The organism is Pseudoxanthomonas sp. YR558 (genome assembly GCF_900116385.1).
Taxonomy (GTDB): domain Bacteria; phylum Pseudomonadota; class Gammaproteobacteria; order Xanthomonadales; family Xanthomonadaceae; genus Pseudoxanthomonas_A.
This window is the reverse complement of the sequence record NZ_FPCI01000001.1, coordinates 1,078,976-1,098,468: the sequence shown is the minus strand read 5'-3', so window position 1 is coordinate 1,098,468 and position 19,493 is coordinate 1,078,976. Positions and strand designations below refer to the sequence as shown.

21 protein-coding genes are annotated in these 19,493 nt (G+C 68.6%); 8 read left to right on the top strand and 13 right to left on the bottom strand.

Going from position 1 to position 19,493, the window contains the following annotated elements:
• Nucleotides 1-10: 10 nt before the first annotated feature.
• A complete protein-coding gene (locus tag BM365_RS05275) occupies nucleotides 11-1,165 on the bottom strand; it encodes an alkaline phosphatase family protein (protein WP_233210761.1) in 1,155 nt (384 codons plus the stop codon).
• 215 nt (nucleotides 1,166-1,380) lie between these two features.
• On the opposite strand from BM365_RS05275, the gene BM365_RS05270 reads away from it, so the two are divergent.
• The 3 genes from BM365_RS05270 to BM365_RS05260 all read left to right on the top strand — a co-directional run bounded on the left by BM365_RS05270 (nucleotide 1,381) and on the right by BM365_RS05260 (nucleotide 2,664).
• Nucleotides 1,381-1,716 (top strand): hypothetical protein, encoded by a 336-nt coding sequence (locus BM365_RS05270; RefSeq protein ID WP_093487236.1) that lies wholly within the window; start codon nucleotides 1,381-1,383, stop codon nucleotides 1,714-1,716.
• A gap of 17 nt (nucleotides 1,717-1,733) precedes the next feature.
• On the top strand, nucleotides 1,734-2,264 hold the full coding sequence (locus tag BM365_RS05265) for a YybH family protein (RefSeq protein WP_233210762.1): 531 nt from the start codon (nucleotides 1,734-1,736) through the stop codon (nucleotides 2,262-2,264).
• A 61-nt stretch (nucleotides 2,265-2,325) separates the two neighbouring features.
• Nucleotides 2,326-2,664: a hypothetical protein gene (locus BM365_RS05260; protein ID WP_093487232.1), complete on the top strand. Its 339-nt coding sequence runs from the start codon at nucleotides 2,326-2,328 to the stop codon at nucleotides 2,662-2,664.
• Between the two features lie 41 nt (nucleotides 2,665-2,705).
• Here the strand turns inward: BM365_RS05260 and BM365_RS05255 are convergent, their stop codons facing one another.
• The gene (locus BM365_RS05255; RefSeq protein WP_093487230.1) at nucleotides 2,706-3,440 is read right to left on the bottom strand and encodes a ThuA domain-containing protein; all 735 of its coding nucleotides are present in this window, start codon (nucleotides 3,438-3,440) and stop codon (nucleotides 2,706-2,708) included.
• Nucleotides 3,441-3,547: 107 nt separating this feature from the next.
• Between BM365_RS05255 and hutU the strand changes: the two genes are divergently transcribed.
• The gene (gene hutU, locus BM365_RS05250; protein WP_093489511.1) at nucleotides 3,548-5,215 is read left to right on the top strand and encodes a urocanate hydratase; all 1,668 of its coding nucleotides are present in this window, start codon (nucleotides 3,548-3,550) and stop codon (nucleotides 5,213-5,215) included.
• A 58-nt stretch (nucleotides 5,216-5,273) separates the two neighbouring features.
• On the top strand, nucleotides 5,274-5,990 hold the full coding sequence (locus BM365_RS05245) for a TonB family protein (RefSeq protein WP_093487228.1): 717 nt from the start codon (nucleotides 5,274-5,276) through the stop codon (nucleotides 5,988-5,990).
• 45 nt (nucleotides 5,991-6,035) lie between these two features.
• On the opposite strand, the gene BM365_RS05240 is transcribed toward BM365_RS05245, so the two are convergent.
• The 9 genes from BM365_RS05240 to BM365_RS05200 all read right to left on the bottom strand — a co-directional run bounded on the left by BM365_RS05240 (nucleotide 6,036) and on the right by BM365_RS05200 (nucleotide 14,701).
• Nucleotides 6,036-6,812, bottom strand: a complete 777-nt coding sequence (locus BM365_RS05240) for a hypothetical protein (RefSeq protein WP_139227336.1) — start codon at nucleotides 6,810-6,812, stop codon at nucleotides 6,036-6,038.
• 344 nt (nucleotides 6,813-7,156) lie between these two features.
• A complete protein-coding gene (locus tag BM365_RS05235) occupies nucleotides 7,157-7,726 on the bottom strand; it encodes a lipocalin family protein (protein ID WP_093487224.1) in 570 nt (189 codons plus the stop codon).
• 1 nt (nucleotide 7,727) lies between these two features.
• Nucleotides 7,728-8,810 carry a cyclopropane-fatty-acyl-phospholipid synthase family protein gene (locus tag BM365_RS05230; RefSeq protein ID WP_093487222.1) on the bottom strand — a complete coding sequence of 361 codons (1,083 nt, stop codon included), beginning with the start codon at nucleotides 8,808-8,810 and terminating at the stop codon, nucleotides 7,728-7,730.
• Nucleotides 8,807-9,604, bottom strand: a complete 798-nt coding sequence (locus tag BM365_RS05225; protein WP_093487220.1) for a DUF1295 domain-containing protein — start codon at nucleotides 9,602-9,604, stop codon at nucleotides 8,807-8,809. Before BM365_RS05225 ends, BM365_RS05230 begins: the two co-directional genes overlap by 4 nt.
• Nucleotides 9,601-10,851 (bottom strand): SAM-dependent methyltransferase, encoded by a 1,251-nt coding sequence (locus BM365_RS05220; protein ID WP_093487218.1) that lies wholly within the window; start codon nucleotides 10,849-10,851, stop codon nucleotides 9,601-9,603. Before BM365_RS05220 ends, BM365_RS05225 begins: the two co-directional genes overlap by 4 nt.
• Nucleotides 10,848-11,624 carry a DUF1365 domain-containing protein gene (locus tag BM365_RS05215; RefSeq protein WP_093487216.1) on the bottom strand — a complete coding sequence of 259 codons (777 nt, stop codon included), beginning with the start codon at nucleotides 11,622-11,624 and terminating at the stop codon, nucleotides 10,848-10,850. Before BM365_RS05215 ends, BM365_RS05220 begins: the two co-directional genes overlap by 4 nt.
• Nucleotides 11,621-12,904 (bottom strand): NAD(P)/FAD-dependent oxidoreductase, encoded by a 1,284-nt coding sequence (locus BM365_RS05210; RefSeq protein WP_093489507.1) that lies wholly within the window; start codon nucleotides 12,902-12,904, stop codon nucleotides 11,621-11,623. Before BM365_RS05210 ends, BM365_RS05215 begins: the two co-directional genes overlap by 4 nt.
• A gap of 2 nt (nucleotides 12,905-12,906) precedes the next feature.
• Nucleotides 12,907-13,857, bottom strand: a complete 951-nt coding sequence (locus BM365_RS05205; RefSeq protein ID WP_093489509.1) for an acyl-CoA desaturase — start codon at nucleotides 13,855-13,857, stop codon at nucleotides 12,907-12,909.
• 64 nt (nucleotides 13,858-13,921) lie between these two features.
• Nucleotides 13,922-14,701: a hypothetical protein gene (locus BM365_RS05200; RefSeq protein WP_093487214.1), complete on the bottom strand. Its 780-nt coding sequence runs from the start codon at nucleotides 14,699-14,701 to the stop codon at nucleotides 13,922-13,924.
• A gap of 234 nt (nucleotides 14,702-14,935) precedes the next feature.
• Here BM365_RS05200 and BM365_RS05195 point away from each other — a divergent pair, with 234 nt between their 5' ends.
• Together BM365_RS05195 and BM365_RS05190 are read left to right on the top strand one after the other, a co-directional pair.
• Complete coding sequence (locus BM365_RS05195) at nucleotides 14,936-15,460, top strand: sigma-70 family RNA polymerase sigma factor (RefSeq protein ID WP_056878909.1); 525 nt, start codon at nucleotides 14,936-14,938, stop codon at nucleotides 15,458-15,460.
• The gene (locus tag BM365_RS05190) at nucleotides 15,457-16,128 is read left to right on the top strand and encodes a ChrR family anti-sigma-E factor (protein ID WP_093487209.1); all 672 of its coding nucleotides are present in this window, start codon (nucleotides 15,457-15,459) and stop codon (nucleotides 16,126-16,128) included. The genes BM365_RS05195 and BM365_RS05190 overlap by 4 nt, the downstream gene beginning before the upstream one ends.
• 96 nt (nucleotides 16,129-16,224) lie before the next feature.
• Here BM365_RS05190 and BM365_RS05185 read toward each other — a convergent pair whose 3' ends face one another.
• A complete protein-coding gene (locus BM365_RS05185) occupies nucleotides 16,225-17,238 on the bottom strand; it encodes an aldo/keto reductase (RefSeq protein WP_093487207.1) in 1,014 nt (337 codons plus the stop codon).
• Between the two features lie 43 nt (nucleotides 17,239-17,281).
• Nucleotides 17,282-18,391 (bottom strand): alkene reductase, encoded by a 1,110-nt coding sequence (locus tag BM365_RS05180; protein ID WP_093487205.1) that lies wholly within the window; start codon nucleotides 18,389-18,391, stop codon nucleotides 17,282-17,284.
• Nucleotides 18,392-18,532: 141 nt separating this feature from the next.
• Here BM365_RS05180 and BM365_RS05175 point away from each other — a divergent pair, with 141 nt between their 5' ends.
• Nucleotides 18,533-19,450, top strand: a complete 918-nt coding sequence (locus BM365_RS05175; RefSeq protein ID WP_093487203.1) for a LysR family transcriptional regulator — start codon at nucleotides 18,533-18,535, stop codon at nucleotides 19,448-19,450.
• Nucleotides 19,451-19,493: the final 43 nt, after the last annotated feature.

Genomic DNA, 19,493 nt, shown 5'->3' with positions numbered 1-19,493 from the left:
TTTCCGGACATCAATGCGCGGGCGCTGCCCGCGGCGTCAGCACCGGCGCGAAGGTGGCCGCGTCGCCATCGTTCCTCGCGGGTGCGAGACCCAGCAATTCCGCCAGCAACGGATACACGTCGACGTTGTCGAAGGCCGGCAGCGTCGTGCCGCGACGGAAGCTGGGGCCGGCGGCGATGAATACCGCGCGCATCGACGGCAATGCGTTGTCGTAGCCGTGCGAACCGCGGTTCAACTTCTCCTGCGGTGCGCGGCGCAGCTGCGCTGCCGGCAATCCGTTCCAGCCCTCATCGAACTGGCAGACGACTGCCGGCACGCGCGGATGCGTACCGTAATGCCAGCGCGCCGGCAGGTCCTGCTTGCGCCAGCATTCGTAGTGGTCGTGGCGCCCGAGCAGCCGTTGCTCCGTATCGGCCTTGTGGCCGGCGCGCGGGTTGAAGCCGATCACCTGGCCCGTGCTCACGGCTTCAGCCTGTTCGATCGTCGCCATGTCCTCCAGTGCGATGTACTGGTCCGGCCGTACCGGTGCCATGCCGTGGTCGGACACCACCACCACGTCGGTCGTTGCGCGCAGGCCGTGGGCGTCCAGCGCCTGCACGACGCGGCCCACCGCGGCGTCGACTTCGCGGATCGCCGCCAGCGTTTCGGGCGCACCCGGCCCTTTCTCGTGCCCCACGTTGTCGACGCGCTCGAAATACAGCGCGGCCAGGCGCGGGCGCGTGGCCACCGGTTCGGTCATCCAGCCCGCGACCTGGTCGGCGCGGTCGGCCGCGCTGATCTCGGGCGAGTAGGGCACCCAGCGGGTCGGCCGGCGACCGTCGATGGGCGCCGCACTGCCCGGCCAGGCCCAGATCGCGGTGCGCAGGCCGGCCTTCTCGGCGGTGTTCCAGATCGGCTCGCCCTGCCACCAGCGCGCATCGGCGCCCGCAGTCTTGTCCGCGACCTTGAAGCCGCCGACGGATTCGTCGCGCATGCTGTTGTGGATGATGCCGTGCCGGTCCGGCCGCAGCCCGGTGACCAGGGTGAAATGGTTGGGGAACGTCAGCACGGGGTAGGACGGGTTCATCCACGCCGCGTGCGTGCCGGCGGCAGCGAGGGCATCCAGATGGGGCGTGTTGCCCTGTCCCAGCGCGCTGGCGGGCAGGCCGTCGATGGAGATGAGCACGACGCTGTGGGGCGTGTGGGACGGCCGCACATCAGGAGGGGAGACGCATCCGCTCAGGAACAGCGCGAATGCCAGCAACGTGAGCGTCGATCGCAAGGCGGGGGCGGGAATCGTGGGTCAGACGCGAGTATCGCACGGGCATGTGACGGCTTCGGACGTTGACACCCTTCCTGCCGGGTCGGAAGCTGCGGGTAGGGACCCCATGAGGAGGCGGCATGAGCAGGACATGGCAAGCGCTGGTGGCTGTCGCATTGCTGTCGCCGTTCGTGGCGATGGCCTATTCACTGGGTGAGGCGAAGCCGCCCGCCACGACGGATGGGGCGGGCGACAAGCCTCGTCCACGCATCGAGATCGTGGTCAACGACCTGGAGCCGGAGAAGCGGCGGCCCGCCAGGATCGTCTACGTCAACGGAACACCCAGCACCGACGACCGACGCGCTCAGCGTGACGATTGCATGCAGCACACCGGATCGCGGCTGATCCGGCGTGACAAGTCGGAACAACGCTGCGCCAACAGTGGACCGGGACAAGTCTTCGTCCCGATCCGTTGAGTCGACGGAGCGCTGCCATGTCGCGCTTTATTCTTCTCATGTTGTTGAGTGCGGCGTCGCATACTGCATTGGCGCAGGCTGGCGATGCCGACGCACACTGCCAGGTCTGGCAGCGCGAACTGAGCTTCGCGAAATCCGTCGCCGACCATGACGCGGCCGCCTTCGCCGAGCATCTGCACCCCGAGGCGGCCTTCGGCGTGAGCCAGAAACCCACCCGTGGGCGCGAGGCCATCACCCGCGAATGGAGGCCGCTGATCGAGGGCACGGCGCTGAAGCTGAGCTGGTATCCGTCGGTGGTGACCCTGGGCGGCGACGGCCGCACGGCGTATTCCAGCGGTCCTGCGCTGTATGAAGATCCGAAGACCGGCGACACCCGGCTCGGTCGCTTCGGCTCGGTCTGGCACCGCAACGACGAGGGCGTCTGGCAGGTGCTGTTCGATGACGGCGTGACGCCCCAGAAGGCCGACGCGGCGGCGGTCCAACGCTTCCACGACGGCCGCAAGGCCGCGTGTCCGGCGCCTGAGGTGCGGCTGAACCCGGTCGGCTGACCCTGCGACGCGACGGCACGCCGGGGCGTACCGTGTAGACCAAGCCCCTCCGGAGCCCCCTATGAAGCACCTCCCCCTCCTGGCCCTGGCCGCCTGCCTGATGGCGGCCACCGCGCAGGCCCAATCCCCGGCATCGACGCCGGAACCGGCGCCCGCACCGACCGCCGCGCCTCTCGTTGAAACGGCTGCGCCCGCCTCCACGCCCACCAAGGCTGAAGACAAGCCGCGCCTGTCCGAAGCCAACTGCGTCCGCCAGACCGGCAGTCGCATCCGCCAGCGCGATGCGAAGACGGTGTGCAACGGCCAGCCCGGGCGTTCGTATTCCAAGGATGAGCTGGATCGCACCGGTCACACCGACCTGGCCGATGCCTTGCGTACGCTGGATCCGGCGGTCCGCTGACGCAGCTTGCCTGACCCCTTCACCGCCCAGCCGCGAAGGGGTCAGCAGTCGTCGGAACGCCCCGACGCGTAATGCAGACCGCGCACGAGCTGCGCGATGAAGTGCGTGTTGGTGTAGACCGCCGCCTCGTGGCCGAGCCCGGTATACCAGCTGCGGCCACCGTCGAAGGCGTGGCACCAGGCGATGGGATGGTCCGCGCCCATCGTGCCGCCGTCGTATTCCCCCTCGTCCACCGTGGCGATGACCTGCACCCGCTCGCGCGGATTGGCGCGGTAGTTGTACAGCTCGTCGGTGATCGGCCAGCGCGGTCCTACCGGTTTGCCATCCTTCTCGGGTTGCACCTGCGTGGATTGCAGGCCCGGCGGGTGGTTCTGGAAGTACGCGCCCACCAGTTGGCCGTACCAGGGCCAGTCGTATTCCGTATCGGCGGCCGCATGCACGCCGATGAAGCCGCCGCCCTTCCGCACGAACGCTTCGAGCGCCGCTTGTTGCGCGTCATCCAGTACATCGCCGGTCGTGCTGGCGAATACCACCACGCGATAACGCGCCAGGTTCTCCGGCGTGAAGGCGCCGGCATCCTCGGTGTGGTCCGCCGCCATGCCTTCGTCCACCACCAGGCGCTGCAGCGTCGCCGCCGCCACCGGAATCGCCTCGTGGCGGAATTTCGCCGTCTTCGTGAAGACCAGCACGCGCTCGGGCGGTGCGGCGGCCACGGGCGCGGCCACCAACAGCCCGGCCAGCAGGAAGGCGGATAGTGCAGAGCGAAAGACGTTCATGGCCCGATTCTGCCACGCACGCCATCGCGCACTGCAGCATTGGTACGGCTCGCGCAGGATGGGGCCTCCCGCCGATAATGGGCGGATACCTGCATCTGGAACCCGCCATGTCCGATCCCCGCCACGACCCGTCCCGCGTCATCCGCGCGCCGCGCGGTGCCACGCTCACCTGCAAGTCCTGGCTCAGCGAAGCGCCGTACCGGATGCTGCAGAACAACCTGGACGCGGACGTTGCGGAAGATCCCACGTCGCTGGTCGTCTACGGCGGCATCGGCCGTGCCGCGCGCGACTGGGCCTGCTACGACGCCATCCTGACGTCGCTGCGCGAACTCGACGACAACGAGACGTTGCTGGTGCAGTCGGGCAAGCCGGTCGGCATCTTCCCCACGCATCCCGATGCGCCGCGTGTGCTGATCGCCAACTCCAACCTGGTGCCGCACTGGGCCACGTGGGAGCACTTCAACGAACTCGACAAGAAGGGTCTGGCGATGTACGGCCAGATGACGGCCGGCTCGTGGATCTACATCGGCAGCCAGGGCATCGTGCAGGGCACGTACGAAACCTTCGTCGAGATGGGGCGCCAGCACTACGGTGGCGACCTGACCGGCAAGTGGATCCTCACCGCGGGCCTCGGCGGCATGGGTGGCGCGCAGCCGCTGGCCGCGGCGCTGGCGGGCGCGAGCTCGCTCAACATCGAATGCCGTCAGTCCAGCATCGACATGCGCCTGCGCACGCGCTACGTGGACGAACAGGCCACCGACCTCGATGACGCGCTCGCGCGGATCGCGAAATACACGGCGGCCGGCGTGGCGAAGTCGATCGCGCTGCTCGGCAATGCGGCGGAGATCCTGCCGGAGCTGGTGAAGCGTGGCGTGCGTCCGGATGCCGTCACCGACCAGACCAGTGCGCACGATCCCGTGCACGGCTACCTGCCGATCGGCTGGACTGTGGAGCAGTGGCTGGCCGAACAGAAGGCCGAACCCGAACGCGTGCGCGATGCCGCCAAGCAGGCCATGCGCGTGCACGTCGAGGCGATGCTCGCATTCCAGCAGATGGGCGTGCCCACGTTCGACTACGGCAACAACATCCGGCAGATGGCGTTCGACCAGGGATTGAAGAACGCGTTCGACTTCCCGGGCTTCGTGCCGGCCTACGTGCGTCCCCTGTTCTGCCGCGGCGTGGGCCCGTTCCGCTGGGTCGCGCTCAGCGGCGATCCGGAAGACATCTACAAGACCGATGCCAAGGTGAAGGAGCTGATTCCCGACGATGCGCACCTGCATCGCTGGCTGGACATGGCGCGCGAGCGCATCAGCTTCCAGGGCCTGCCGGCGCGCATCTGCTGGGTCGGCCTGGGCCTGCGCCACAAGTTGGGCCTGGCGTTCAACGAGATGGTGCGCAACGGCGAACTGAAAGCGCCGGTCGTGATCGGTCGCGACCACCTCGACTCCGGCAGCGTGGCCTCGCCGAACCGCGAGACCGAAGCGATGAAGGACGGCTCCGATGCCGTCAGCGACTGGCCGCTGCTCAACGCGATGCTCAACGTCGCCGGTGGCGCCACCTGGGTGTCGCTGCACCATGGCGGCGGCGTGGGCATGGGCTACTCGCAGCACTCGGGCGTGGTCATCGTCTGCGACGGCACGGAAGAGGCCGACAAGCGCATCGCGCGCGTGCTGTGGAATGATCCCGGCACCGGCGTGATGCGGCATGCGGATGCGGGCTACGAGATCGCGCAGCAGTGCGCGAAGGAACAAGGCCTGAAATTGCCGATGGTGTGATCTTCATCGCCGGCGGGGTGCCGGCGATGGATCAGGACATTCAAACCAGGGGGAATCGATGCGGTGGATGCTGCTTGTTGCGTTGTTGTGTCCGGTGGCTGTACTGGCTGCCGACGGTGGCAGTGGTTCCAGTTCCACAGCGTGTCCTGACCTGGTCCGCGGCGCGCCCGAATATCCGGACGACATGCGCAAGGCCCATCTCGAGGCCAGCGTCATCCTCGATCTGCGCGTGGACGGGTGCGGGCGGGTGCTGGACGCCGGGATTGCGCAGACCAGCGGCCACGCTTCTTTCGACGCAGCGGCGTTGGCGGCATCGCGCGGGTGGGTGCTGGGGAAGGACGTCGCCGCGGGTGGCGGAAACTTGCGGGTGCCGCTCGATTTCAGGCTGCCGCGGCTCGCGTCCTATCCGCACGTGGGCAACGACGACTGGCCCGCCACCCACCGCCGCGTCCGCTATCTGCCCGACAACCTGTACGGCTACACGACGCCCGAGCAGGTGCTCGAACGGTACGACTTGCGGCCCCAGGCCGCACTGACGCCGCCGTATCCGTATGTACGCAACATGCTGCTCCGGCAGCAGGGCGACGACCCGGTCGAGTACTGGCTCTTCATGTACATGGAAGGCAAGGCGAGGGTGGCGGCCCGCTACCGTCTGGTGACCGAGAACGGCGAACCGATGGTGCGGGTGGCCTTCCTCTGCGAAGGTCCCCGGCGGCAATGCGCGCAGGATCGACGTCTGGTGATGAAAGGCCTGCCTTTCGCGAAAGCGAAGTAGCGAGCCCCGCGGCCCGGGTAGCGCGAAGCGACACCCGGGACCTCATCAACCGTCGTGCGCGTAGCGCTCCGCGTCGGCATCCCACCGCAGGTAGATGCGCTCGCCCTTCGATGAAGGTTCCTCGTCGGCGGGATCGCAGTCGCCGGAGCACAGGCTCATCATCAGCTCGGCCTCGCACTCCCATTCGCCCGGTTTGGCGTGGGGCAACGTGCGGCAGGACTGCTTGCGTGCGTCGAACAGCTTGGCCCGAAGCACCGTCGATTGACCCGAGGCTGTCAGGGTGACGGGCAGGCCGCCGGCGTCGTCGAGCTTTTCGTACAGGTCGAAGAACGCGCGACGCACCTCTTCGGCGGAGGGCTCGCGCTCTGGCGCCGGGACCCCGGCGGCCGGTGCGGCGTCGGCCGCCACCGCGATCGGCGTGGGCGCGCCGGCGGGATCGTTGGTCGCGAAGCTCCGTCCACCCAGTTGCCGTTGGATCGCCGACGCCCATTGCATCTCGAAACCGTCGGGCCCCTTCACCAGTAACCAGCCTTCGGCGCTGCGACCCTCCAGGGTCAGCCCGTAGCGTTCGATGAGCGCGGCGGCGGCGTCGTGCTTGCCCTGCTCCGGCTGTACCACGATGCGCGCGGCGAGGAACGTACCCGGCGGGTCCATCGTCGCCTCCCGCGGGTAGGGCGTGCCTTCGACGATCAGCGTCGTCCCGTCGTACTCCACGTACGCATTGCCCTCCGGGCCACCGCCGCCACAGCCGGCAAGCCACGCCACACACAGAAGTACGCCCAGCGTGCGCCCGATACGGGCGCCCCGCGATATGAGATGCATGGAGGCCTGTTCCTCGGTCGCCGTGGTGGCGCCGTCCCTGTCACTAGAGTGACATGACATGGGATCCCCGTGACAGGGGGGAATGGGTGCCGACTCGACCGCCGCCCGTCCTGGCGATGCGGCCATCTCTCCTCACACCAAGGTCCATCGTCGGATGCTTTCCGGTGTTTCTTCTCTCACTAAGGTCGAACGTTGGATGTATTTCGGTGTTTCTTCTCTCACTAAGATCGAACGTTGGATGTACTTCGGTGTTTCTTCTCACAACAAAGTCGAACGTTGGATGTATTTCGGTGTTTCTTCTCTCACTAAGGCCCAACGTTTGACCTTTTCGGGCGTCTCTTCTCTCACTTAGGTCCGCCGTTGGATCCTGGAGGGGCCGACGTCTGCTGCGGCACACGCCGGATCTTCGACATGTCGTAGCCCAGCGCCTCGATCTGGCGCAGGCGGGTCTGGTAATCGGCGTCAGAGATCGTGGGCGTGCGCGCCATCAGCCAGACGTAGTCGCGCTTGCTGCGCGCGACGATCGTCTGCTGGTAGTCGGCATCGACGAACGAGATGACGTACTCGGCCTGGATCGGCCAGACGAACTGCATGCCCCACACCGCACCGCCGCTGTCCGGTTCGACCTTGCCGATCGGGTGCATCGTCTTCTCGGGACCGTCGAGCGCGCCCTTGCGGAAGCGGAAGGTGGTCTGGATGCGGCCATCCGGCAGGCGCGCATACGACTCCACCGCGGCGTAGGCGTCGCGCTCCGGAAACGAAGGGATGTGCGCGATCACGTACCAGTCGCCCATGAAGCGGTCCACATCGACCGGCGCGGCGGTGGTGACCGTGGGTTTGACGGTGCCGGACCGGCAGGCGGTGGTCGAGGTCGCGATCATCAGGGCGAGCAGGGCGAAGGGCAGGGTGCGCATGTCAGCGCTCCGTCGAGGGCCGTTGGAAGCGGTAGTGCGCGACCAGCCATTCCTGGCCGTCGCGATAGCCGAACAGTTCCGCGCACGCCATCCAGAACATGCGCCAGCGCTGGTTCCAGAGGGCGGCGGCATCGCCATAGGCCTCGCGCAGCACCGCCATCACCTCGTCGCGATGCGCATCGTGCCGGGCGAGCCAGTGGTTGGCGGTGCGCTGGTAGTGGGTGCCGTCCAGCAACCAGCGTTCCTGCAGCTTCAGATGCTGCTGGAAGAACAGCAGCAGGTCCGCCGACGGCATCATGCCGCCGGTGAAGAAGTGCCGGCCCATCCAGTTGTCCTCGCCCTGCGTCTCGAACGGATACATCAGGTGGCGGTGCACGAAGATGTGCACGAACAGCAGCCCGCCGGGCCGCAAGGCGTCGTGGATGCGCTGCATCAGCGCGGCGTGGTTGCTGACGTGTTCGAACATCTCCACCGAGACGCAGCGGTCGAAGGTCCCTGCGTCGAGCTGCAGCTGGTTCACGTCGCAGGTGATGACGCGCACGTTGTCCAGCCCGCGCTCGACGCAGCGCGCTTCGATGAAGCGGCGCTGCGAGTGCGAATTGGACACGGCCGTGATGCGCGCGTTCGGGTAGCGCGCCGCCATCCACAGGGTCAGCGAACCCCAGCCGCAGCCGAGTTCGAGGATGTCCTGGCCATCGGCCAACGCCGCGCGTTCGCCGTACAGCGCGAGCATCGCGTCCTCGGCCTGCTCCAGGGTTTCGGTGCCGGTGGGGTAGTAGCAGCTGCTGTACTTCAGCCGATCGCCCAGGCAATGGCGGAAGAAGTCCGCCGGCAGTTCGTAATGCTGGCGATTGGCGGCATCGGTGTGCACCGCCAGCGCGCCCTGGCGCAACGCGCGCAGCCGATGCGCGAGCAACGCCGACTGTGCTTCCTGCCCGCCTCCGGCTTCATCGCGCAGCCGTTGCGCGCACAGCTGGCGGATGCCGGCGCGGACCAGCGCATCCGGCAACAGGCCACGTTCGGCCAGGCCCAGCAGGCCGGGGGCGGCGCGGTCGGCGGCAAGTTCATCCACCATTGCGTTCATCGTGTCGCCTCCTTGGCGGCGGGTTTGGGGAACCACGGAAACAGCATCGGCGTGGTGCGCTGGTAGTCGCGGTAGTCCTCGCCGCGCGTGCGCAGGGCCTGCGCCTCGGTGTAGGGAATGCCGCTGATGAAGCGCAGGAACACGTACATCACCACCGGTCCGCACCACGACAGCCACGCCCACGGCGAGCCGACCGCCAGTGCGATGTAGGCGAACCAGTGCAGCCATTCGAAGAAATAGTTGGGATGGCGCGAGTAGCGCCACAGGCCCTCGCGGCAGGTGCGGCCACGGTTCGCGGGATCGGCACGGAAGCGGGCGAGCTGGCGATCGGCGATGGCCTCGCCGGCGACGCTGGCGATCCAGATCGCCACCGCGAGCACGAGCCACGGCCATGCGGTGTGCTGCGGGCTGCGCGCGGCTGCAACGAAGGGCAGGGCGAACAGCACCACCAGCAGGGCCTGCGCCATGAAGAACAGGAAGAACTTGCCCTGGTGTCCCTGCCAGTGCGCGCGCAGGTGGCGGTAGCGGCCGTCTTCGGGTTCATGGCGCACGCGATGCCACAGGTGCAGCGCCAGCCGCGCACCCCACACTCCGCCAAGCACGGCCAGGGTGACGCGGGCCTGCCAGGCGCCATCACCGATGGCCGCGAGCACTACGGCACTGCCACCGACGCAGGCCGACCACAGCACGTCGACGATGCCGGCATTCTCGCGGCGCCGCTGCCAGCCCCAGCCCAGCGTCATCACGACCGCGGCCAGCAGCGCGACCAGCGCGAGGGCATGCAGCGGGTTCATGCGGCCCCCGACCCGTGGCCGGGGCGCGCCATCAGCAGGTGCGACACGCCGATGGAGCGTTCCAGGAAGCCGCCTTCGCAGTAGGCCAGGTAGAACTCCCACAAGCGGATGAAGCGCTCGTCGAAGCCCTGCGCGCGCACCTCGTGCAGCCGCGTCATGAAGCGGCGGCGCCACGCGCGCAGCGTATAGGCGTACGACAGGCCGAAGTCTTCCTGGTGCACCACCTGCAGGTCGCTGGCGCGCGTCTTCGCGACATACATCGCGCTGAGCGACGGGATGAAGCTGCCGGGGAAGACGAAGCGCTTGATGTAATCCACCGAATCGCGCGCCTGCACGTAACGATGGTCCTCGATGGTGATGGCCTGCAACAGCGCCTGGCCGCCCGGCCGCAGCAGCGCGCCCAGCTTGCCGAAGAACGTCTCCAGGTACGGCGCGCCGATCGCTTCGATCATTTCGATGGAGACCAGCTTGTCGTACTCGCCCTGCAGGTCGCGGTAGTCCTGCAGCAGCAGTGTCACCCGGTCCTGCAGGCCGGCGTCGGCCACGCGCTGGCTGGCGAGCGCGTGCTGCTCGCGCGAGATCGTGGTGGTGGTGACGTGGGCGCCATAGTGGCGGGCCGCATGCAGGGCGAAGCCGCCCCAGCCGGTGCCGATCTCGATCACCCGGTCCTGCGGCGTCAGCGCCAGCTTGCGGCACACGGCATCGAGCTTGCGGTAGGACGCGGTGTCCAGATCATCGTCGGGCGAGGCGAACATCGCCGACGAGTACATCAGGTCCGGCGACAGGAACAGGGCGAAGAAATCGTTGCCCAGGTCGTAGTGCGCCGCGATGTTGCGGCGGCTGCCTTCGCGCGTGTTGCGCCGGAGCGCATGCCAGCTGCGCAACGCCCAGCCGCCCAGCCGCGCCATGCCGGTTTCCATGCCGTCGAGCAGGGCGCGGTTGCGCACCAGCAGCCGCACCAGGCCGACGAGATCGTCGCAGCGCCACTGGCCGGCGATGTACGCCTCGCCGGCGCCCACGCTGCCCTGTGCGGCGACGGCGCGGTAGAACGCCGGATCATCGATCCACAGGTGCACGGTGGACAGCGCACCCGGCCCGGCGTTGCCGAAGCGATGCTCGCCCAGCGCGTCGCGCACGACCAGCACCCCATGGTCCAGCGCATCGAGGCGGGCCAGCAGCTGCGAACGCAGCAGGCGGTCGAGTGCGCCGTAGGTCGGCGTGGCGGAGGAAGCGGCGATCTCGTTCATGGGGTCTCGCGGGCGAGGGAAGGGTGGTCGTGCACCGGCGTGCGCTTGAGCCACAGGCGCAGGGCCTGCCAGTGGATGCCGGTCATCACCTGGGTGGTCATCAGCGGGTAGCGCCACAGCACGCGCGCCAGCGAGGCGCCGTCCAAGGGTCGGCGCAGCAGGGTGAGGGTGGCGTCGAAAGCGCGCTGGCCCTCGCGGTCCACCTGCATGTGCACGCGCAAGGCGTCGTCCGGCAGGGTGAAGCGCCAGCGGTAGTCGCACTCCATCGGCAGGAACGGCGAGACATGGAAGGCCTTGTCGAACCCCCATTCCCAGCCATCGCCATAAGGCGCACCGTCGCGCACCGGCAACACGTAACTGTGCCGCTCGCGCCAGGGCGTGTTGGTGATCTCCGCGAGCACGGCATCCAGCGTGGTGCCATCGGGCTGGAAGCAGTAGTAGAAGCTCACTGGATTGAAGACGTAGCCCGCATAGCGCAGGTGGGTGAGCAACCGCACCGGACCCGTCGGACGGTATCCCAGCTGCCGTGCCACGCGGTCGCGCACCGCCTCGGCGAGTGGCTGGTCGTGCGGTGCCAGGTAGTCGCTGCGATGGAACGCGGCCAGGTTGCGGCGTTCGACCGACCACAGCCAGCGTCCGTCGAACACGCGATCGAGTTCGTCCAGGTCCAGGTAGAGCTGCGCCATCCGATAGCGGAAGGCGTGCGGCCGCGGCGCATGCCGGCGATGCCGCACCCAGCCTTCGTAAACGGCACTGGCGAGCGGCGCGTTCATGCCGGCACGGCCTCGGCGTGCCGCAGCGCCGTTGTCGTCGGCGGCTGCGCCTCGAACGCATCCACCAACGCGCGCGCGCTGCGGATGCCGTCTTCGTGGAAGCCCCATCCCCAGTACGCGCCCGCGAACCAGGTACGGCGATGCCCCTGGATCTCCGCCTTGCGGGCCTGCGCCGCGACCATCGCCTGGTCGTAGACCGGGTGACGGTAGTGCATGCGGCGCAGGATACGGGCCGGATCGATGGCCTCGCTGCGGTTGAGCGTGACCACGAACGGCGCCGGCGAGGGCACGTCCTGCAGCAGGTTCATGCAGTAGCTGACGGTGCAGGGCGCCGACGGGTCGCGCGGCACATGCGCGTTCCAGGCGGCCCACGCCTTGCGGTTGCGCGGCAGCAGGCGTGCGTCCGTGTGCAGCACCGTGTCGTTGGACTGGTAGCGGATGGCGCCCAGCACGTCGCGTTCGCGCGCATCGGCATCGTGCAGCAGCGCGAGCATGTCGTCGCTGTGGCCGGCCATCACGACATGGTCGAAGCGTTCGCGGCCCTGAAGGGTATCGACATCCACGCCCTCTGCGTCGCGCCGCACCGCGAGCACGGGGCAGGACACGCGCTCCTGCACGCGCCAGCGGGCCCGCAGCGCGTCCACATACGTCGCCGAGCCGCCGGTCACCACGCGCCAGGGCGAACGCTCGCCCAGCGTCAGCATGTGGTGATTGGCCATGAACTGGACCAGGTAGCGCGCCGGGAACGCGAGGATGCCCTGCGGCGGCGACGACCACAGTGCCGACGCCATCGGCACCAGGTGCTCGTCGCGGAACGCAGCGCCGTAGCCGCCGCGTTGCAGGTACTCGCCCAGGGTCGGCCCCGCTTCGTCGCCGTCCAGCAAGGCAGGCGCTTCGCGATAGAAGCGCGCGAGGTCGCGCAGCATGCCCCAGAAGCGCGGCGACACCAGGTTGCGGCGCTGGCAGAACAGCGTGGCCAGCGAGGTGGCGTTGTACTCCACGCCGCTGCGTTCGCTGTGCACCGAGAAGCTCATCGTGGTCGGCTGCGAGGCCACGCCGAGTTCGTCGAACAGGCCGCACAGCAGCGGATAGTGCTCGGGGTTGAACACGATGAAGCCGCTGTCGATGCGGTACCCGCGCCCGGCCTGTTCGACGGTGTGCGTGTGGGTGTGGCCGCCCAGGTAGTCGTTGGCTTCGAACAGCACGACCTCGTGCCGTTGCGACAGCCACCAGGCCGAGGCCAGGCCGGCGATCCCGGAGCCGATGACGGCGATGCGCATGCTCAGCGCCTCGCCTTGGCCAGCACCCACGCGGGCACGGGCTTCAGATCGCGCACCAGCCCCAGCAGCGCGAGCGTGCGCAGGCCGTACCAGGTCAGGTCGATTTCCCACCAGCGGAAGCCCTGGCGCGCGGTGCCGGGGAAGAAGTGGTGGTTGTTGTGCCAGCCTTCGCCGAAGGTCAGCAGCGCCAGCCAGAGGTTGTTGCGGCTGTCGTCGCGGGTGTCGAAGCGGCGACGGCCGAAGCGGTGCGCCAGCGAGTTGATGGTGACGGTGGCATGGAAGAGCGCCACCGTGGAGATGAAGAACCCCCACACCAGCAACTGCGGGCCATTCGTGCCGAGGCCCGGCGCCAGGCGCTCCAGCAACATGCCGATGCCGAACAGCGCGGCCGCCAACACTACGGGCACGACGGTGTCGTAGCGGTCCAGCCAGCGCAGTTCCGGATAGCCGGCCAGGTCGGGGATGCGCGACCAGTCGGTACGGAAGCCGCCCCGGGTCAGGAACCAGCCCGCGTGGCTCCACCAGAAGCCGTGCTGGTTCGGCGAATGCGGATCGGCCGCGGTATCGGCGTGCCGGTGGTGATTGCGATGGTGCGCCGCCCACCAGAGCGGCCCACGCTGCACGCTGGACGCGCCGATCAGCGCGAACACGAACTGCAGCACGCGCGAGGTGCGGAACGTGCGGTGCGAGAAGTAGCGGTGATAGAACGCGGTGATCGCGAACATGCGCACGGCGTACAGCGCCACGGCCACGATCACGGCGATGGGTGACACACCGACCCACAGCACCGCCACGCAGGCCAGATGCATGCCGAGGAAGGGGATCGCGCGCAGCCAGTCGATGCGCCCCGCCTGCGCGGCGTCATCGTCCGCGCGCGCCTCGGTGTCGAACCAGCGCGACAGCGTGGACAGGCGCGTTGCCGTCGTGCGGGTGGGGGAAGCACTGGCCGGCATGACGTTCTCCGCTGCGTTGGAGGGGCTTACGCAGGACAGACGCAATCGGATGCAGGCGATGGGCTCATTGCCCGCAGGTGCGCACCAGCGGTGTCGCGCGCGCGCGGCCGAGCGCATCGGCGTCGGCGGGTGCGGCCGGATCGGGAAAGACGATGCGCACATCCTGGTGATTGCCCGCGGCGTCGCGAATGGTCGCGATGCCGGCGAATTCGAGCAGGCGTTGGTCCGCATCGGCATAGGTCAGTTGCATCGTCGGCGCGATGAAGCCGTACCAACGGTCCAGCCGCATCGTCAGGCGTTGCGCAGGGATGCCCTGCCAGCGCAGCGCCGTGCCCGGGCGCAGGCTGATCGGGACGAAGGCCATGCGGCTGGGCAGCAGGAAAGGTTGGTCGACTTCGCGGCCGGCGCGCAGCGCATCCCAGTGCAGGCGGACGCTCGCGTCGAAGCCGGCGTCGATCACGCCGCCGGCAGGCAGCGTGATCGCGCGTTCGCGCGCGGTCGCGTCGGCCGAGGGGCGTACATAGACGGTGCGACCCCGCGGGCCGGTGCGCACGCCTTCGCGGTAGCCGTCGCGGGCATCCTCGAAATCGAAGTCCGGCGCCTGCGCCGACGCGCGCTCCACCACGGTCTTGCGCGCGAAGGCGCGGCCGTCGGGGCAGCGGTAGAGCACCAGCCGGTGGGCGAGCCCGTCCTGCCGGTAGCGCCAGTGCGATTCGCGGTACAGCAGCGTATCGCTCTTGCGCGCATAAGCCCGGGCCTCCTGACGCAGGATGTCCGCGCTGGCGCCAGCAGGGATCGCCAGGCAGGCGAGGGCAAGACCCAGCAGGGCACGGCATGCACGCATCGGTCATCCTTCCAGGGGCACGGCGGCTATACGTGCGGGGCGTCGGGACGGATGCAGGGCGGGGTGCATCCAAGTCGCCCCGTCCCGCGTAGACGCCGCCATCACATGCCACATCGGGATCCCTGGCTTACCATGCCGTCCGACTTCACAAGGAGACCGTCGTCCCCCGGGACGACCCGGCCGGTGTCCACGCCCACGCCTTCATCGCGGGATGCCCATGACTGGGCCGGCGACATGGTCGCCGTCGCGCGGCTGCGCGACCGTGCAAGCTTCCTGCGGCTGTACGATCACTTCATGCCGCGGCTGTGCCTGTACTTGCGCGGCCTGGGCAACGCCGAGACGGTCGCCGAGGATCTCGCGCAGGAAGCGTTGCTGCGGTTGTGGCAGCGCGCCGCGATGTACGACCCGCACCAGGGCGCGGTGTCGACCTGGCTGTTCCGCATCGGCCGCAACCTGCATATCGACCGCGTGCGGCGCGAGCCCGGCTGGGTGCAGGTGCTGGAGGAAGGGGACGCGGTGAGCGACGAGGATCTCGCGCGGCCGTTCTCCACCGCCGAGGACTATGCCGAGCACGTGGACCTGCGGCGTCGCATCGACGAATTGCCGGCGATCCAGGCGCGCCTGATGCGCATGTCGTATTTCGAAGCCAAGAGCCACCAGGAAATTTCCGATGAACTCGACATGCCGCTGGGCACGGTGAAGTCGCACCTGCGGCGCGCGTTCCTGCGCCTGCAGGGCCAGGTAAGGGGGCAGCCGTGAATCCGCACCACCATCTCGATCCTTCCACCGTGGTCAGCTACGCCGCCGGCGCGCTGGCGGTGGAAGTGGCGGTCGTCGCCGCCACCCACCTGGAAACCTGCGCGCACTGTCGCGCGCGCGTGCAGGAGGCAGAACGCATCGGTGGCCAGCTGGTCGAGCACCAGCAGCCGGTCGCGGCGTCCACGTCGCGCCTGGCCGGCCTGCGCGCCGCCATGCTGGAGCAGCTCGATGCACCGCTGCCCGAGCCCGCCCCGCCCGCACCGAAGGCGGCGCCGTACGAAGACGACGATCGACTGCCTGCGCCGTTGCAGCCGTACTTCGGCACGTCGTATCGCGCGCTGAAGTGGCGCTGGATGGCGCCCGGCGTGCATTGCATACGCGCGGCCGACACGAAGACCGGCACGCTGCTCATGCTGAAGATCGGTCCTGGCCGCAGCATGCCGGTGCACAGCCACGGCGGCACCGAGCTGACCCAGATCCTGCGCGGGGCGTACCACGATGCGCTGGGCCACTTCGCGCCCGGCGATGTGGCCGACCTCGACAGCGATGTCGAACACCAGCCGGTCACCGTGCCCGGTACGGCGTGCATCTGCGTGTCCGCCCTCGATGCGCCGTTGCGCTTCCCCGGCTGGCTGGCGCGGCGCTTGCAGCCGTTGTTCAAGTTGTAGCGGCGTCCTCGTCCGGGACCTCGCGGAGGCGGTCGCGGATCGCCTCAGCGTCGTGCGGCCTCAAACGACTTCTTGTCTGGCAGAGCGGGCGTGCGATCAGCCGATACCCGGTAGCGGCGCGTCCGCGGAAACCAGGCCGGCGCTGCGCAAGTCGCGCCAGAACTGCACGGGGACGACTTCCCGCAGCGCGGCGCGGTCCTCGGCGATGCGACCGGGTTTGCTCGCACCGGGGATGACGGCGGCAACGGCGGGATTGGCCAGCACGAACTGCAGACCCGCCGCTTTCATGCTGATGCCGTGGCGGTCGGCCAGCGCCTTGATGCGCGCCACCTTGTCGAGGATCTGCGGCGTGGCCGGCGCGTATTCGAAGTTCGGTCCACCGACTAGCGCACCCGAGCTGTAGGGTCCGCCGACGACGATGCCGAGACCGCGTTCGGCGACCTTCGGCATCACCCGCTGCAGGGCGCGGCCGTGGTCCAGCAGCGTGTAACGGCCCGCCAACAGGAAGCCATCCGGACGCGGGCCTTCCAGGTCCAGCAGCAGTTCGATCGGCTCTACCCGGTTCACGCCCAGGCCCCACGCCTGGATGACGCCCTCGTCGCGCAGGCGGTCCAACGCGCGGAAGGCGCCGGTACGCGCGCTTTCGAACATCGCCAGCCAGTCGTCGCCGTAAAAGTCCTGCGCGATATCGTGGACCCAGGCGATCTCGATGCGGTCGGTCTTCAGGCGGGCGAGGCTGTCGTCGATCGAGCGCAAGGTGGCGTCGTAGGAGTAGTCGTTGACGATCTTGTTGGGGCGGCCGTACTTGAAGACGTCGCCCTTCTCGCCGAGGTCGCGCGCGCTGACGTCTTCCACCTCGTCCAGGATCAGGCGCCCGACTTTGGTGCTGATGACGTAGGCATCGCGTGGCTTGTCGGCCAGCGCTTCGCCCATGCGCAGTTCGGCCAGGCCGGCGCCGTAGAACGGGGCGTTGTCGAAGTAGCGGATGCCGTCGTTCCAGGCCGCGTCGACGGTGGCGCGCGCTTCCGCCTCCGGGATGTCGCGGAACATGTTGCCGAGCGGGGCGGTACCGAAGCCGAGCTTGCCGGGGAGCAGGTCGTGGAGGGACATGGTGGACTCCTGGATGCGTGAGCGTGAATGAAGGTGCTTGCGGTCAGGCCGCGACGGCCTCGGGCAGGGTGAAGTGCGTATAGCCTTCGGCACTACCCCCGAAGTAGGCGGACAAGGGTGCATCGAACAGCGGCGCATCGGTGCGCAGGCGTTCGACCAGATCGGGGTTTCCGATGAAAGGCTTGCCGAAGGCGATCATGTCGGCGTGACCGTTGGCGGTGGCGTCGAGCGCGCGCTGCCGGTCGTAGCCGTTGTTGCCGATGTACGCGCCTCCGAAAGCGGCGCGCAAGGCCTGCACGTCGAAGGCGTCGGCGCCGTTGCCGGCGTGCAGCTGGCCCTCGACCACATGCAGGTAGGCCAGTCCCATCTCGCCCAGGCGGCGGGCGACATACAGGTGCGTCTCCATCGTGCGGCTGTCCAGCGGCGTGTCGCCCACGGCGGTGGACAGCGGCGACAGCCGCAGGCCCACACGGTCGGCACCCCACACGTCGGCCACCGCAGCGGTGACTTCCAGCCGCAGGCGCGCACGGTTCTCCAGCGAGCCGCCGTAGCGGTCGTCGCGATGGTTGGTGCTGTCGCGCAGGAACTGCTCCAGCAGGTAGCCGTTGGCGGCGTGCACTTCCACGCCGTCGAATCCGGCCGCCTTGGCGCGGATCGCCGCCTGCCGGTAGTCCTCGATGATGGCGGCGATCTCATCGGTGGCGAGGGCGCGCGGCATCGTCGGCGGCTGATGGCCGGCTTCGGTGAACACGCTACCGCCCGCCTGGATCGCGGAAGGCGCCACCGGCGCCGCCCCGCCTTCCTGCAGGCTGCTGTGCGACATGCGGCCCACGTGCCACAGCTGCACGACGATGCGCCCGCCTTCGGCATGCACGGCGTCGGTCACCGACTTCCATGCGGCGACATGCGCATCGGAGTAGAGGCCCGGCGTGTACGCATAGCCGCGGCCCTGGCGGGAGATGTTGGTGGCTTCGGTGACGATCAGGCCGGCCGATGCGCGCTGGCGGTAGTACTCGATGGCCAGCGGCGTCTGCACACCATCCATGCCGGCGCGCGAACGGGTGAGCGGCGCCATCGCAATGCGGTTGCGGACCTCGATGGCACCGAGGCGGGTGGGAGAGAACAAGGCGGGAAGCGGGGCGGCGGATGACATGGCGATACTCCTGGGGAGAGGACGGGGAGGGGCGCCTTCGCGTGCCGGCGCCCCGCCGGTTGGAAGGCAGGATGCGCGTCTGCAAAGCATTCATCCAATTTATTAATTGAATTTCAGATATATAAAATTCAATATGACTGGGTGCGCTACGACCTCAACCTCCTGCCGGTGTTCCTCGCGCTGATGGAAGAGCGCAACGTCACCCGCGCGGCCGAGCGACTGGGCATCACCCAGCCGGCGCTGTCGAATGCATTGGCACGCCTGCGCGACACGCTGCAGGACCCGTTGTTCATTCGCGAGCGGTACGGCATGCAGCCGACGCAGAAGGCGGTCGAACTCGCACCCGGTATCGCCGCCGCGCTGTCACAGGTGGATGCGCTGGTGCTGGGGCAGCAGCAATTCGATCCGGCGAAGGCGGAGCGCCTCTTCACGCTGGCGCCGAACAGCTATGTCGAGTTCGTACTCGTGCCCGCCATCGTCGCGCGGCTGCGCGAACGCGCCCCCGGCATCCGGCTGCGGCTGACACCCTACGGCACAGACTTGGCCGAGACCGGTGCGATCTCCGGCGAGACCGCGATGGTGCTGGGGCGCATCGTGGCGCCCCCCGACAATCTGGTGGTGCAGCACCTGATGGACGACGGACTGGCCTGCGTGGTGCGCGCGGACCATCCCGTGGTCAACAAGCGGCTATCCAAGTCGCAGTACGAACAGCTCAAGCACGTCAACGTGCTGCCGCCCGGGAAACTGCGTGCGGGCCTGTTCCAGGCGTTGGAGAAGCAGGGGCTGCGCCGCGACGTGGTCGTGTCGGTGACCCACTTCCTGTCGATCCCCGAATTGGTGGCCGCCACCGACTACTGCGCAACGCTGCCGAAACTGATCTGTGCGCACCTGGCGCGCGATCCGCGCCTGAAGGTGCTACCCGCGCCGGTCGACCTGGGTACGTTCCCGCTGGAGATGGCATGGCACGTGCGGTATCGCCACGATCCGGCGCACCAGTGGTTGCGTGGCCTGGTCGCCGATGTAGCCGCCGAGGTCGTGCGCGGTGCATCGTCACGCTGAAAAAAAGCCGGTGCCCGCAATGGGCACCGGCTTGGAGACCGGC

Coding starts and splice junctions, on each gene's coding strand:
- BM365_RS05210 (WP_093489507.1), bottom strand. CDS start 12,904: ATGCGCATCGCCGTCATCGGCTCCGGGATCGCCGGCCTGGCCTCGGCC.
- BM365_RS05270 (WP_093487236.1), top strand. CDS start 1,381: ATGAGCAGGACATGGCAAGCGCTGGTGGCTGTCGCATTGCTGTCGCCG.
- BM365_RS05245 (WP_093487228.1), top strand. CDS start 5,274: ATGCGGTGGATGCTGCTTGTTGCGTTGTTGTGTCCGGTGGCTGTACTG.
- BM365_RS05230 (WP_093487222.1), bottom strand. CDS start 8,810: ATGAACGCAATGGTGGATGAACTTGCCGCCGACCGCGCCGCCCCCGGC.
- BM365_RS05205 (WP_093489509.1), bottom strand. CDS start 13,857: ATGCCGGCCAGTGCTTCCCCCACCCGCACGACGGCAACGCGCCTGTCC.
- BM365_RS05255 (WP_093487230.1), bottom strand. CDS start 3,440: ATGAACGTCTTTCGCTCTGCACTATCCGCCTTCCTGCTGGCCGGGCTG.
- BM365_RS05195 (WP_056878909.1), top strand. CDS start 14,936: ATGGTCGCCGTCGCGCGGCTGCGCGACCGTGCAAGCTTCCTGCGGCTG.
- BM365_RS05185 (WP_093487207.1), bottom strand. CDS start 17,238: ATGTCCCTCCACGACCTGCTCCCCGGCAAGCTCGGCTTCGGTACCGCC.
- BM365_RS05240 (WP_139227336.1), bottom strand. CDS start 6,812: ATGCATCTCATATCGCGGGGCGCCCGTATCGGGCGCACGCTGGGCGTA.
- BM365_RS05235 (WP_093487224.1), bottom strand. CDS start 7,726: ATGCGCACCCTGCCCTTCGCCCTGCTCGCCCTGATGATCGCGACCTCG.
- BM365_RS05200 (WP_093487214.1), bottom strand. CDS start 14,701: ATGCGTGCATGCCGTGCCCTGCTGGGTCTTGCCCTCGCCTGCCTGGCG.
- BM365_RS05225 (WP_093487220.1), bottom strand. CDS start 9,604: ATGAACCCGCTGCATGCCCTCGCGCTGGTCGCGCTGCTGGCCGCGGTC.
- BM365_RS05220 (WP_093487218.1), bottom strand. CDS start 10,851: ATGAACGAGATCGCCGCTTCCTCCGCCACGCCGACCTACGGCGCACTC.
- BM365_RS05265 (WP_233210762.1), top strand. CDS start 1,734: ATGTCGCGCTTTATTCTTCTCATGTTGTTGAGTGCGGCGTCGCATACT.
- BM365_RS05260 (WP_093487232.1), top strand. CDS start 2,326: ATGAAGCACCTCCCCCTCCTGGCCCTGGCCGCCTGCCTGATGGCGGCC.
- BM365_RS05180 (WP_093487205.1), bottom strand. CDS start 18,391: ATGTCATCCGCCGCCCCGCTTCCCGCCTTGTTCTCTCCCACCCGCCTC.
- BM365_RS05215 (WP_093487216.1), bottom strand. CDS start 11,624: ATGAACGCGCCGCTCGCCAGTGCCGTTTACGAAGGCTGGGTGCGGCAT.
- hutU (WP_093489511.1), top strand. CDS start 3,548: ATGTCCGATCCCCGCCACGACCCGTCCCGCGTCATCCGCGCGCCGCGC.